The sequence below is a fragment of the Streptomyces sp. MB09-02B genome (genome assembly GCF_033794485.1).
Taxonomy (GTDB): domain Bacteria; phylum Actinomycetota; class Actinomycetes; order Streptomycetales; family Streptomycetaceae; genus Streptomyces.
On the sequence record NZ_JARGEE010000278.1, the window covers coordinates 1 to 12189 of the forward strand.

16 protein-coding genes are annotated in these 12189 nt (G+C 68.3%); 7 read left to right on the plus strand and 9 right to left on the minus strand.

Annotated elements, in window-relative coordinates; genetic code table 11:
* Positions 1-298 (minus strand): hypothetical protein (locus tag P1P70_RS30420; protein ID WP_319243438.1); only part of this gene is annotated, 298 nt, incomplete at its 3' end.
* A 24-nt stretch (positions 299-322) separates the two neighbouring features.
* Between P1P70_RS30420 and P1P70_RS30425 the strand changes: the two genes are divergently transcribed.
* From P1P70_RS30425 to P1P70_RS30440, 4 genes are all read left to right on the plus strand, one after another.
* Positions 323-1222 (plus strand): hypothetical protein, encoded by a 900-nt coding sequence (locus P1P70_RS30425; protein WP_319243441.1) that lies wholly within the window; start codon positions 323-325, stop codon positions 1220-1222.
* Complete coding sequence (locus P1P70_RS30430) at positions 1219-2082, plus strand: immunity 49 family protein (protein ID WP_319243443.1); 864 nt, start codon at positions 1219-1221, stop codon at positions 2080-2082. The genes P1P70_RS30425 and P1P70_RS30430 overlap by 4 nt, the downstream gene beginning before the upstream one ends.
* A gap of 314 nt (positions 2083-2396) precedes the next feature.
* Positions 2397-3044 (plus strand): hypothetical protein, encoded by a 648-nt coding sequence (locus tag P1P70_RS30435; protein WP_319243446.1) that lies wholly within the window; start codon positions 2397-2399, stop codon positions 3042-3044.
* A gap of 62 nt (positions 3045-3106) precedes the next feature.
* Positions 3107-3718 (plus strand): hypothetical protein, encoded by a 612-nt coding sequence (locus tag P1P70_RS30440; protein ID WP_319243448.1) that lies wholly within the window; start codon positions 3107-3109, stop codon positions 3716-3718.
* A gap of 35 nt (positions 3719-3753) precedes the next feature.
* Here P1P70_RS30440 and P1P70_RS30445 read toward each other — a convergent pair whose 3' ends face one another.
* The 8 genes from P1P70_RS30445 to P1P70_RS30480 form a co-directional block, all read right to left on the minus strand.
* Complete coding sequence (locus P1P70_RS30445) at positions 3754-4197, minus strand: hypothetical protein (protein WP_319243451.1); 444 nt, start codon at positions 4195-4197, stop codon at positions 3754-3756.
* Positions 4198-4220: 23 nt separating this feature from the next.
* The gene (locus P1P70_RS30450) at positions 4221-4520 is read right to left on the minus strand and encodes a hypothetical protein (RefSeq protein ID WP_319243453.1); all 300 of its coding nucleotides are present in this window, start codon (positions 4518-4520) and stop codon (positions 4221-4223) included.
* Between the two features lie 113 nt (positions 4521-4633).
* Positions 4634-5080: a hypothetical protein gene (locus P1P70_RS30455; protein ID WP_319243456.1), complete on the minus strand. Its 447-nt coding sequence runs from the start codon at positions 5078-5080 to the stop codon at positions 4634-4636.
* Between the two features lie 90 nt (positions 5081-5170).
* On the minus strand, positions 5171-6298 hold the full coding sequence (locus P1P70_RS30460) for a tetratricopeptide repeat protein (protein ID WP_319243459.1): 1128 nt from the start codon (positions 6296-6298) through the stop codon (positions 5171-5173).
* Positions 6295-7626 (minus strand): tetratricopeptide repeat protein, encoded by a 1332-nt coding sequence (locus P1P70_RS30465; protein WP_319243461.1) that lies wholly within the window; start codon positions 7624-7626, stop codon positions 6295-6297. The genes P1P70_RS30460 and P1P70_RS30465 overlap by 4 nt, the downstream gene beginning before the upstream one ends.
* Positions 7627-8338: 712 nt before the next feature.
* A complete protein-coding gene (locus P1P70_RS30470) occupies positions 8339-8617 on the minus strand; it encodes a DUF397 domain-containing protein (protein ID WP_319243464.1) in 279 nt (92 codons plus the stop codon).
* Positions 8610-8804 carry a DUF397 domain-containing protein gene (locus tag P1P70_RS30475; RefSeq protein WP_319243467.1) on the minus strand — a complete coding sequence of 65 codons (195 nt, stop codon included), beginning with the start codon at positions 8802-8804 and terminating at the stop codon, positions 8610-8612. Before P1P70_RS30475 ends, P1P70_RS30470 begins: the two co-directional genes overlap by 8 nt.
* 10 nt (positions 8805-8814) lie before the next feature.
* Complete coding sequence (locus P1P70_RS30480; RefSeq protein ID WP_319243477.1) at positions 8815-9663, minus strand: helix-turn-helix transcriptional regulator; 849 nt, start codon at positions 9661-9663, stop codon at positions 8815-8817.
* Positions 9664-9814: 151 nt separating this feature from the next.
* On the opposite strand from P1P70_RS30480, the gene P1P70_RS30485 reads away from it, so the two are divergent.
* The 3 genes from P1P70_RS30485 to P1P70_RS30495 all read left to right on the plus strand — a co-directional run.
* Positions 9815-10240, plus strand: coding sequence for an ATP-binding protein (locus tag P1P70_RS30485; protein ID WP_319243469.1), 426 nt, complete (start codon positions 9815-9817; stop codon positions 10238-10240).
* Positions 10241-10306: 66 nt separating this feature from the next.
* Positions 10307-11314, plus strand: coding sequence for a bifunctional lytic transglycosylase/C40 family peptidase (locus P1P70_RS30490; protein WP_319243471.1), 1008 nt, complete (start codon positions 10307-10309; stop codon positions 11312-11314).
* Positions 11315-11548: 234 nt separating this feature from the next.
* Positions 11549-12189 (plus strand): phosphatase PAP2 family protein (locus tag P1P70_RS30495; RefSeq protein WP_319243474.1); only part of this gene is annotated, 641 nt, incomplete at its 3' end.

A 12189-nucleotide genomic window follows, 5' to 3' on the forward strand; every position in this document is an offset into this window, starting at 1 on the left:
GGTGGTGGTGGGGGCCGGGACACGAGTGGGCGACTCGGCGGCTGTGGGTGGCCGCGGGGGTGACTCGCCAGCCGTCGGCGGGCGCGGAGGCGACAGCCCCGGCGGCCCCGGGGGTCGTACCGGCGAGAACCCGCCAGTGGGCCGTGGGGGCTCGGGTGGCTCCGGCGGTGGCGGCCTGGACGATCTTGGGCGGACCGGTGACGACGGGCCGGGCGACGGGGGGCGTGCCGGGGACGACGCGTCGGGGGACGGCGCGGACGGGACGGCGCGGCCGGACGGTGGCGGTACCGGCGGGCACACGGCGGGCGAGCGGCCCAGTTTCATGCGGGAGGGGGGCAACCCGTACGGGCCGCGTGGGTCGCTCACGAGAGGGCAGATCGAGGAAATTCAGGTCTGGCGGGCGAACAACGAGCCCGGATACCGCGAGCACTATTACCGGAAAGACGGCACCCGCCGGAGTCTGGAACTCTACGACGAGAGCGGACAGACGCCACCTCAGCTGACTCGGGCGTCGGACAATTCACCATGGGTCCGGGCCAAGGACGTTCCTGCGCCGCCCAAGCCGCATTTCCTCGACGACGAGTACATCAGCGTGGGCGCGGACACCGTGTCCAGCAGTGCCAGGCTTCGACTGCTGGAGGAGAGTGCGCAGACCCGTCACTTCGCCATCCACTGGGACAACCTCATGCTGGAGTGGAAGACGGAGACCGGCCGGGCCCACGAGGTGCAGCAGACTCATGAATCGGCGGGGCTCTGGGGCGAGGCCAAGGGGTCGTACAAGGAATCCCACACGGCGATGGGTGACGCGGCCGAGGCTTTGGGTGAGAACGCCGCTAGGCACCACTACATCGCCGAGCGGTACCCGGACTTCACGGACGAGCCTCTTCTCGGGCCGAAGAGCGGCAACGACCAGTTCGACCAGGTCTGGACGCACGAGGACGGTCGGGTCGTCGTCATCGAGGCCAAGAGCAGTCCGAGAACGGATTTCGGCAGGCGCACGCTTCCGAACGGAAAGCAGGTCTCCCAAGGAAGTCGAGAGTACTTCTACGACATTCTGGAGGCGATGAAGGGCCGAGGGGAATTCGAACTGGTGGAAGCCATAGAAAAGGCCATCGAGAACAAGACTTTGGAATACACGGTGGTCAAGGGTGAGAAAAACGCCGGGACTTACACTGGTTACCAGTACCGTCGGTTCGACATCAGCAAGGGGACGCTTCCGTGACCGTACACATCGCCAGGCACGGGCGGTCGGCAGGACCTGAGGCCGAGCAGTTCGCGGAGCGGGTGAAACAGCATCTGATCAAGGGGATCGACCGCCTCGAAGGCTCGACGGCCGCGATCGATTCGATCTTCGGCACCGCTGTTATGGCGCTGCGTGCTCGTTGCGTCGTTGATCCCCGGGCCGCGGCAGTGGAGACGTGGGAAGCCGCGGTGAACGCGACGCAGCTGGGTTCGGCGCTCTTCGCCGTGACCGGTGTGAGCGAAGGGACGGTCGAATGCCGCATCAACCACAAGCTGCGGACCCTGCCCGCGGCCGGGCCACTGCCGACCGCCGACGCCGGGACGTGGCTCACCGCCTTCTGGCTGGCCGTCATCTGCCGTGATCAGCAGCGTATGACGGAACTGTGCGAGATCCCCTTGGAGCGGTTGAGGTCACCGCAGGGGCAGTACGACGAGTACATCTACCACTGGGTCGACACCCTGCAGACCTACTGGCTGCGAAGGCCGGGCCTGGTGGAGAAACTCACCGCCACCTTCCAGGCGTCGGATCCAGCCGTAGCCCGGATCGCTCCGCGCGACTTGCTGGACGGCGTGCTCTACCCGCCGATCAATCTGTTCTACACCTTTGTTCGCAGGGACGAGGGGGGTTTCGGTCCCGCACTGGTCGACGCGTTGAAACTCCACCGGGCGTACTGGACGCGCGACGAGGAGCGGGAAGCCAAGCTTGACGGCACCATCGCCCTCGGCCCCCTCGCCATCGCCTGCCTCGCCTTCGACGGCGATTTCCCCTTGGACGTGGAGTCCGAGTACCTCCCAAGGCATCTTCTTCAGCATGGTTGGCTGGGCGAGTTTCCGACCTGAGCGGGCCTCGAGCCGGTGCCGTGTGTCGTACCGGTGCCGTGTGCCGTAGGCGGGACGAGAGGTTGCGCGGTTCGGGTGTTCGTCGCGTTCGATGAGGGGTGGGCCGACCCTCGGCCCGCTTGCCATCGCCTGCTTCGACCGCGAGCGTGGCATCCCGTCGAGGTCAAGTCCGAGTACCTGCCGAAGGCGCTGCTGGAGTTTGCGTGGGAGGGCGAGATCGACATGTGAGCCGATCGTCCGACACCGGCGAGTGCGCGAGCCGACGTGGCACCACCCCGCCAGGGGCAACTCTCGCGACAGCTACGCTGCCAGGCATGATCACCCGCATTCGTCGTCCATCGGCGCCGCGCGCGGCCTCGTGCCTTCTCCTGCTCACCCTCGTCGGCTGCGGTTCCGGCGACGGGGCGGGCTCCTCCGACGACAAGCCTGCGCCGAGTGTCTCCGCTTCTGCTTCTCCTCAGTCCTCGCCGTCCCCCACGTCCAGCGTGAACGAGGACGGTACGGCGAAGGCGGGGACCAGGGTGAAGCTCGGGGAGCCGACTCTGCTCCGCTATGAAGGGGGGACGAAGTCGGGCGTTCTCGAGGTCACCGTCACCGGTATCGAGAAGGGCGACAGGGCGGATGTGGCCTCGCTGGGGCTGAGCGGCGACGCCAAGAAGATGACGCCGTACTACGTGCGGGCGACCATCAAGAACGCGGGTAAGAACGATCTCTCCCATGCCGCTGTCGACCCGCCCGACGGACTGCTCGACGACGGGACCGCAGCCCGGCAGCTCCTGATCATCGGGACCTTCGCCGCCTGCGACTCCTATCCGAAGACCAAGAGCTTCCCGCCCGGAGCCTCGTACGAGACGTGCGCACCGGTTCTCGCCGACCCCGGCACCGAGGTCACGGGCGCGGCGTGGACGGGGCAGGGCTATCCCGACGCCCCGGCCTCTTCGGGAGTGACATGGACACCGTGAGCGAGTTGGGGCCCCGGGGTTCCGGCTGAGGCAGTGTCAGTGGCTGCGGTTACGTTGAGGGTATGAGTTCTTCTCTGAGCGTGTATCTGCTGGATGTGGCTGCCACCCGGGCGCTCGTCGGGTCCGGTGACCAGCAGTTGTTGGATGTCGTGCGGAGCGAGTTCGGGGACGATCTGGCGCGGGACGACGAGTGGTTCGCGTCCGAGATCGAGGACGGGGCGCCGGCGGCGTACGAGGCGTTGCGGGCCGTCGTGCACGCGGGGCCGTTCAGCGAGGACAAGGAGCACGCCTTCCAGTACGGGTACGCGTACAAGCGGCTGTGCTCGCTCACGGGGTCGTTCCTGGACAACAGTTGCTTCACGCCGCACCGCGGCGACTGGCTGTCGGTGGTCGACGAGGGGCTGCGCGCGCTGGGGATCACCGCCGTGTCCGTGGCGGAGTTCGAGTACAGCGATCTGCCGGCTCCGATTCCCTCCACGTACATACCGGGCTGCGGTGAGTGGACGCACGAGCAGTGTCTGCGGGCGCTGGAGCAGTTCGAGGCGACGAAGGCGACGGGCGCGGAGCCGCCGTCGCTGGAGCCGGAAGTCGTGGAGGCGGTCATGCAGGTCCTGCAGTGGTTGCGCCATGCCGAGTCGCGGCCCGGGTTCGGGGTGATCGGCTTCAAGTCCTGAGGGGGCTTGCGAGAGCGGACGTGCCCCGGTCCAGGTCAGATCGCCACGGCGGTGACCCTGCTGCCGGGGAGCGTCGCGGCATAAGCCTCGATGTCGTCGCGGTCCGAGGTGAGAACGCTGCCTCCGCCGTGGCCGGCGGCGATGAGTACGGCAAGGGCGTCGACCGGGTCAGGGCGCTTCTTCGGCGGCAGGGCAGCAGTGCCGATCATGTCGCCGAGTGTCTTCCAGCCTTCGATGTTCACTCCGCCCGCGCAGGGGAGACAGCGAGGCGGCAGATCATCCGGGTATCGCGCCCTGCCGGCGGGATAGACGAAGGCATCGGCGAGGAGACGCTTCCAGGCGTAGGCCGTTTTCGGGCTCGTCCGCCATGCCTGTGACAGAGCGGGACCGGGGATGATCGGCTTGTGCCCCCCGGCCGCGACGAAGCCTTTGTGCAGGACGTGTGCCCGGCGATCCTGACCGACCAGGGCCATCAGCATCCCCGTGTCGTACACGACCACGTTCACGCGGCGGCCTCGTTGCGCGGAGTGCGGCCGAGGATCGTGTCGATCTCAGCCTGCTCCTTCTTTGTCGGCTCGATGTCGTCACCTGCCCAGATGCCGGTGCCAGCCTCCTCCTCGGCCTCCACGCGGGCCTTCTCGAAGGGCTCGAAGATCTTCCTGACCCGGTCCTGCTGATCCATCTGCGCCTGCGCGGCGATGGTCAGGAAGGTGGAGACGTCGAGTCCGGCGTCTGCGGCGTGCTCCCTGATTCGGTCCCGCACGGTGGCGGGCATGCTGATCGAGAAACGTACTGTTGCCATACCACTACGGTAACACCGAGTGTTACCAAGGCTGAGCTCTTCAGTGCGATGGGAAGGGCGTCTTCGGCCTCCGGGAAGCCGGTGACGGTTCTGCGGGGCGAGGACGGGAACGGCTAGGGATTCCGGTCCGGAAGGAGGCGCAGGGGTGCCTTCGTCAATACACCTGACCTGTTGAGGAGCAGTTCGGGGATCTCGTCCTCGTGGAAGCGGATCTGACCGATGACGCCTTCCGTGGTCGAGTGGAGCAGCAGTCGTTCGACGAGCGCGTCGACCTGGGGCATGGATTCGGCGTGCACCTCTTGGCGAACAGTCAAGGACCAGCCCTCGGGGGTCTGCGCCAACTCGCCGATCCGAATGCCGCCGATCCGTTTCGCGGGACCGCGGGCGGCCCAGACAGGGTGGCCGGGGTCGTCGGGGTCGTCGGGGTCGTCGGGGGCATCGTCTTCCTGACCGTCCGCCGTTTCACCGAGGCCGAGGTGCCGGCGCAATTCGGTGAGCACCGCGTCCGGCAGGGAAGCCGTGAGGTTCATGGAGACGTCGACCACATAGAGGTCAGCCATGCGCACAGCGTACGGATGCCCGTGGGCGACCCGTCGACCGAGCCGCCCTTCGTCTCCTCGGCCCCTCCTCGGCCCCTCCTCGGTCCCTTCTCAGCCGCGCCTCTTCCGGTCGAAGAGGATGGTGGCCGCCGTGGGCAGCAGGCCGGTCCAGAAGAGGATCTGGGGCACTGTGCGGTCGGACCAGGGGAGTTGGGCGATGAGAAGTGCGCAGAGCATGGCCCAGGCGGCTTGGGCCAGGACGATGCGGGGCCAGCGGCGACGGCGGATCAGGGAGCGGAGGTTGATGCGGATGCCGTTGCGCAGTCGGCTGTATCTGAGCAGGGCGCCCAGGGCCCAGATCGCTGCCATGGGGACGAGGGTCCACAGGCGTTGACCGAGGGAGACCGGAAGTTCCCGCTGGGTCTCTCCCTCCACCGCGAAGAGGTCGAGCATGGTGCCCGCGAGGGCCAGGCAGAGCAGCGCGAGCCAGCGTATGCCGCGCAGGAGGCGGTAGGAGGCGTCGTCGAGCTTGCCGCGCAGTGACGCCGACTCGGGGGCGGCGCTCAGCGCGTCCGCGTACAGCGTCGCCGCCTCTGCCGCCTTGACGCCCGGGGCGGTTGCCGCCTTCTCGGTCCGGCGGGCCAGGGCGTACTGGTGCTGGGGGTCGAGACGGAGGATCGCCTCGTCCATCTGGTCGGCGACGGTCTTGTTGCCCGACAGGGAGGCGATCTTCCAGGCCACCTCGTGGGCATAGACCTCGTCGGGGCCCAGTCGCAGCGCGGCCATGGCCAGTTCCTCGGCGCTCCGGGCGGCGGCGTCCACCTCGTCCGCGCGGACCGCGCCGCCGCCCGCCCGGCCGCGGCGGAGAATTTCGGCGGTGAAGACGGTGTCGGCGAGCTTGGCATAGCCGTACCAGTGCTCCGGTGAGAGACGGACGACCTCGCGCAGCACCTTCTCCGCCTCCGGCAGTCGGTCGCCTCCCGCCGCCCACAGGGCGTGCGAGCGCATGACGAGCGCGCCGACGTCCTCGGGTCCGAGCGCGAGCGCCTGCTCGGTCGCTTCGAGAGCCGCGTCCGCGTTCTTGGGCTCCACCAGGTGGCACTGGGCGAGTTTGACCCAGGCGCGGATGTCTTCCGGGTCCTCGGCGAGCCGCTGCCTCATCAGGGCCTCGGCCTCGTCGCGCCGGTCGATGGCGAGGAGCGCGTCGGCGCGCTCCACCGCGGGATGCAGAGTGGTCACAGCTTCCGCTTCTTCTTCAGGTAGGCGACCAGGTCGTCGTACGTTCCGCCCTCATTCGCGAACATCGCCACGTTGCGAGCCGAGGCGAACCACGGGTCGGTGGACGGCACGATGTCCTTCGCGGCCGCGAGCAGGTCCTTCATACCGATGAGGCGTACGGTGCCGCTGCGGGCCGAGTCGAGGAGTGCCCCCTCGGCCGCCGCCTCGCACAGATGGGCGAGATCGGCACCGGACAGGCCGTCGGTGACCTTGGCCAGCCTGCCCAGGTCGACGTTCACGATGGGCCGGTCCCGCAGGTGGTAGCGGAGGATCGCCTCGCGCGCCGGGGCGTCGGGCGGCAGCACGAGCAAGGTGCGGTCCAGGCGGCCGGGGCGGCGCAGCGCGATGTCCACGTCCCAGGGCACGTTGGTGGCGGCCAGCACGAACACGCCCTCGTTCGCTCCTGCGTCGATGCCGTCCAGCTCGGTGAGCAGCTGGTTGACGGTGTTGCGCATGCCGTTGTGGAGGGTGCGGCTGCGCTTCGCGCCCAGGGCGTCCAGTTCGTCGAGGAAGACCACGCACGGGGCCTGGCGGCGGGCGGTCTCGAAGACCTGGTGCATGTTGCGTTCGGAGTTCCCGATCCACATGTCGAGGACGTCGTTGACGGACACGGACAGGAAACTCGCGCCCAGTTCGCCTGCGACAGCCCTCGCGATGAATGTCTTGCCGCAGCCGGGCGGTCCGTACAGCAGCAGTCCGCCGCGCAGGCTCTTGCCGTACAGGCGGCGCAGTTCGGGGTTGCGCAGGGGTGCGAGGAAGGCGGCCTCCAGACGTTCCTTGACCTCCCGCATACCGCCGACATCGGCCAGGCGCACGGTCCCGGCCCCGTCTCCGTCCCCGTTGCCGTTCTCTCCGGTCCCGGGCTGTTCGACGTCCCAGGCGGGCGCGTCGCCCGGGTCGTTCCGCCCGTCCGCCGCGAGCGGTGTCTCGACGAACCTGGGCGGCACGACGTCCCCGACCTGTTTCTCGGCGGCCCGCCAGTCGAACCCGCCCGGCCGCTCCTCCGGCGTCCGGGCCGCCTCCTGACCGGACGTCGGCGTCTCGGCCGCCGGTACCGGCGCGGACGACGTGGTCCGCTGCGGGACCGCCATCGCCCGCATCATGAGTTCCCGCGCCTGCGTGTCCCCCGGCGCGTGCTGCAGCGCCACGGCCACCTCGGCGACGGCCCTGTCCTGTCTGCCGGCGTCCAGGAGGAGTTCCGCCAGATGCAGCCGCAGAGGCACGTCGGCGGGCGCCGCTTCGACCGCCTTGCGCAGGCTCTGTATCAGGGGTGAGTCGTCGTCCGACATGGGCTACACCCTACGGATCTCCGTCATAGGGGCGCAGGCGGAGGGGTACGGGCGCGACCGGCATCCGGAGGGGTCGGGCGTCCGGAGGGTTCGGGCGTCCGGACGGGTCGGGCGACTGGACGGCTTCGGGGCCGCTGTCGCCGCCGCAGTCGCTGCCGCCTGTCTTGTCGGCGATCCTCCGGTCGGGAAAGATGTCGCGCCGCAGCATCCGTGGGTCATGTGGTTGGCGCGAGCAGCGGAGGTCGTCATCGCACCGGAACAGGACCACCCCGACACCGGCGTCCTGATGCGAGACATCCAAGGGGTGACGGCGTCGATGACGCTTCTCCAGGCCGGGTAACTGCTCCAATCCGTTCATGGACGAGGACGTTCGACTCCGTTTCGGGCGCGTGGCCGCCGCTCAGCTCGCCTCACTGTCGGCACGCGGTCATCTGAGCATCCGCTTCGGCGGTGAGTACGTCGGTAGTCGGTAGCTGGTGGCCGAAACGTCACCCCACGGGCATGGACGAGCCGGCCTCCGACGAGCGGCAGTTGCTGGAGGCGCTCTTCGCGGACGAGCGGGAGGTGCGCGTCACGCGCCCGCGTCCCGATGCCGCGCAGCAGGGGAACGCGCTGGCCCGCCCCGCCCGAGGACGACCCCGCGTGGGTCCCGTACGGCCTTCCCGAGGCGTGCACCGCCGCGATCCACGTGCAGTGACGCGGGAGGGCCACCTCAGCGCTCCACCGGGTCGACCGTCGGCTCGAAGCCCTCGACGCCTGCGACGAAGTGGTCGAACTCGCCTGCCTGGACGCCCAGTACGAACGCGTCCCACTTGCGGCGGTTCGTCGTCACGACGTTGTCCGGGTCGCTCGTCTCGCGGAGGTAGACGGGAGCCTCGGGGTCGTCCTCGCCGTTCCCCTCGCCGAAGGCGAGTTCGATCCAGGGGCCGGGGCCGGTCGCGTCCTCGGGGGCGGCGCGGATCCAGTCGAGGTCCGGGGGGATGTCAGGCACGGGTGGGTTCCTTGTCGAGTTTGAGTGCGTGGAGGAGGGCTCGGAAGGAGGAGGGGGTGGTGGTGAGGGTGGCTTGGGTGGGGTCGGCGGATTCGGTGAGGTGGATGGTGGTGAGGGGACCGGTGGATATGTGGACGCAGGCCTCGCCTTCGCTGCAGTAGGAGGACTTCTGCCAGTACGGATTCATGGGCGCTCCCTCACAGGTCTCGCATCACGTTGTGGATGAGGTCCCGGGTCTTGGCGGGGCTGAGCGCGATCGCCTCGATCCGGTCGAAGAGGGTTCGGTACTTGTGCAACTGGGCCTCGGCGTCGACGAATGTGGCGCCGTGGGACTGGTCCAGTTGGATGGTGTCCAGCTGCGGTACGGCGCCGTGCAAGTAGTAGATCGACTGCCCCGAGCCCGGATAGGCGCCGACGTCGAAGCTGATGGCACGCAGGGTGACGTGCTTCCGTTCGCTCATGTACAGCAGGTGCCGCAACTGCTGCCGGGCGATCGTGGGCCCTCCGACCTTCATGCGGAGGGCCGCCTCGTGGACAGTCGCCGCATACGGAGTGGGGTTCTCCTCGCGGAAGAGGACGGCCTGCCGCTTGATGCGGAACGAGAGCCGGTGCTCGATGTCGGGCGGCGAGAGCTCGACGACCGCCTGGCGGAAGATTTCGAGCGCGTACTCGCGGGTCTGGAGCAGGCCGGGGATGCGGGCCGTGGTCGTGCTGCGCAACGAGCGGGCGTGGTGCTCCGCTTCGGCCAGGTCGAGCAGACCGCTGGAGAGCAGCTCGCGGTACTCCTCCCACCAGCCCCTCTTGCGGTCAGGTGCCATTGCTGCCAGCGCCTCGACCAGAGCCTTGTCCGAGCAGTCGTAATGGCGGGCGATCGTGCGCAGGCGCTCGGCGCCGACGCCCACGCGTCCGGCCTCCATGTTGCTGACCTGCGTCTGTCTGATGCCCAGGAGTTGACCGGCTTCTGTGGCGCTCAGACCCGCGCGCTCCCGGAGTTTGCGCAGCTCTGTGCCGAAGCGGAGCTGTCTACCCGTCGGGTTGGTCCTCACGGGCCTGCCCGCCTCCTCGCTGTCGCTGGTCACCCACAAGGGTGATAGTGAACGAGATCATAGGTAAACGGTGAATGTGTTTACCTTTCGCCGCTACCTTGGTGCTCAGGAGCAGTATCCGACCAACTCCCCTCTGTAACCGGAGACTTCCATGACCACCGTATCCCCGTCCTGGAACTACACCCTTCGTCTCCCTCGGGACCTCCGATCTCCCGGCGTCGGCCGCGCCACCCTCCGGGCCGTGCTCGCCGCGCACGACCTCTCCGAACTCACCCCCACCGCCGAACTGCTGGCCGCCGAGCTGCTCACCAACGCTCATCGGCACACCGCGCAGGAGTACGCCCTGCGGGTGCTGGAGATCGGCGGGAGGCTGCGCGTGGGGGTGTGGGACCGGGACTGGCGGGTGCCTGCGGGGTTCAAGGGGGACGTGCGGCCCGCGGACCCTGACGCCGAGTGCGGGCGTGGGTTGCGGCTCGTGCGGGCCTGCGCCGAGGATCGGGGCGTGTCCGTGTTGCGCGACCTCGGTGTCTCGCAGGGCGGAAAACTGCTGTGGGTCGACTGTGGCGCCGTCGAGTGATCATTCCTAAGAAAGCGGGCCGCCTCTACACTTACCGTCGGTGGACTGGCGCGCGGTGAGGGGCGGTTGACGGTGCGTAAGGCGTGGATCGTGGTGATCGCTGCCGGCAGCGCCGGGCTCGCCTTCGTGATGGTGCTGGTCGTGGGTGTCTATCTGGTCGCCGGGAATCTCGCCGCCGGGATCGGTGGAAAGTCGGTCGGGCTGGCCAAGGGGGCCGTTCCCGCCGCTTATCAGACGCTCGTGCAGAAATGGGGCAATCTGTGCGACGCCATCAATCCGGCGTTGCTCGCCGCGCAGCTGTACCAGGAGAGCGGGTTCAATCCGAAGGCGCAGAGCCCCGCCGCCGCGCAGGGGATCGCGCAATTCATTCCGGGGACCTGGGCGGCGCACGGGCTGGACGGTGACGGGGACGGCGACCGTGACGTCTGGGACCCGAATGACGCGATTCCATCGGCCGCCTCGTACGACTGCTCGCTCGCGAAGTACGTGAAGGACGTACCCGGTGATCCGACGGCGAACATGCTCGCTTCCTACAACGCGGGGGCGTACGCCGTGATCAAGTACGGGGGTGTTCCGCCGTACAAGGAGACGCAGAACTACGTGAAGACGATCACGACGCTGTCGGAGAGTTTCGCCGCGCCGACGAGTCGGGTCGACCCCAGCGAGCAGGCGGCCGGGGCCATCGCGTACGCGCAGAAGAAGCTCGGGACGCTGTATCTGTGGGGCGGCACCGGTACCGCTGAGCAGGGCGGACGCTTCGACTGCTCGGGACTGACGCAGGCCGCGTACGACAGTGTGGGGATCACCCTGCCGCGGGTCGCGAACGATCAGTACAACGCAGGGCCGCACCCCTCGCGCGACGAGCTGCTGCCCGGGGATCTGGTGTTCTTCTCCGACGACCTCACCAACTCGCGGGCCATTCGGCACGTCGGGATTTATGTGGGGGGCGGATACATGATCGACGCGCCGCGAACGGGAGCGGTCATCCGATTCGACCCGATTGACACCCCCGACTACTTTGGTGCGACCCGGGTCACCGAAGATGGCGCGAAAGCGCTGCCCACGACGGTCTGACACCGCCGTAATTCTCCGTGAACCACTGCCCTGAGCTGCGCAGACGTGTCTCTCTTCGATAACGTCTGAGTGATCATTCAGTGGAGGGTGGAACGCATTGAGAAGGAGTGTGCGTTCCTATTTGACGTAGCGCGTTGACGCTCATGCGGAAGCACTACGACACCACGGGGGTGGCAAAGCGCGGCGCACGTACGGGTGCGGTCGCGAGAACGATGACGAAAGGGCCGCAGCACGATGGCTGGACTCGCCGCGCATGCCGCTACCTCACTGGCCGCTGAATCCGGATCGAATCCCGACGTCGAGCTGCTGTACGACATCAATGGTCTGGCCAAGGACGCGCCGCACTGGCTGGACCGGGTGATGGAGTTCGTGGGGGAGTACGGGCTCCTCTTCGCGATGGTGCTGCTGATCCTGTGGTGCTGGTGGGGCGTGCGGAAGCGGGGCGGCGAGGATGCCGCCTCGTCGGTGGCCGCGTTGGTGTGGGCGCCGCTCGCCGCCGGGGTCGCCGTGCTGGTGAACGTGCCGATACGCGGGTTCGTGGAGCGACCCCGGCCCTTCCTCGATCATGAGGGGCTGGAGGTGCTGGTCTCCGGCAAGACGGACTACTCGTTCGTGAGCGATCACGCGACGCTGATCATGGCGATGGCGGTGGGGCTGTTCGTCGCCAACCGGAAGTTCGGGATGGTCGGGCTGGTCATCGGGCTGCTGGGCGGGTTCATCCGGGTGTACATGGGTGTGCACTATCCGACCGATGTGATCGGCGGGTTCGCGCTCGGGACCGCGGTCGCGTTGTTGCTGTCGCCGCTGGCCATGGCTCTGCTGACGCCGTTGATGAGGGCGGTGGAGCGGTCGGCGCGGGTGGGGTGGATCGTGCG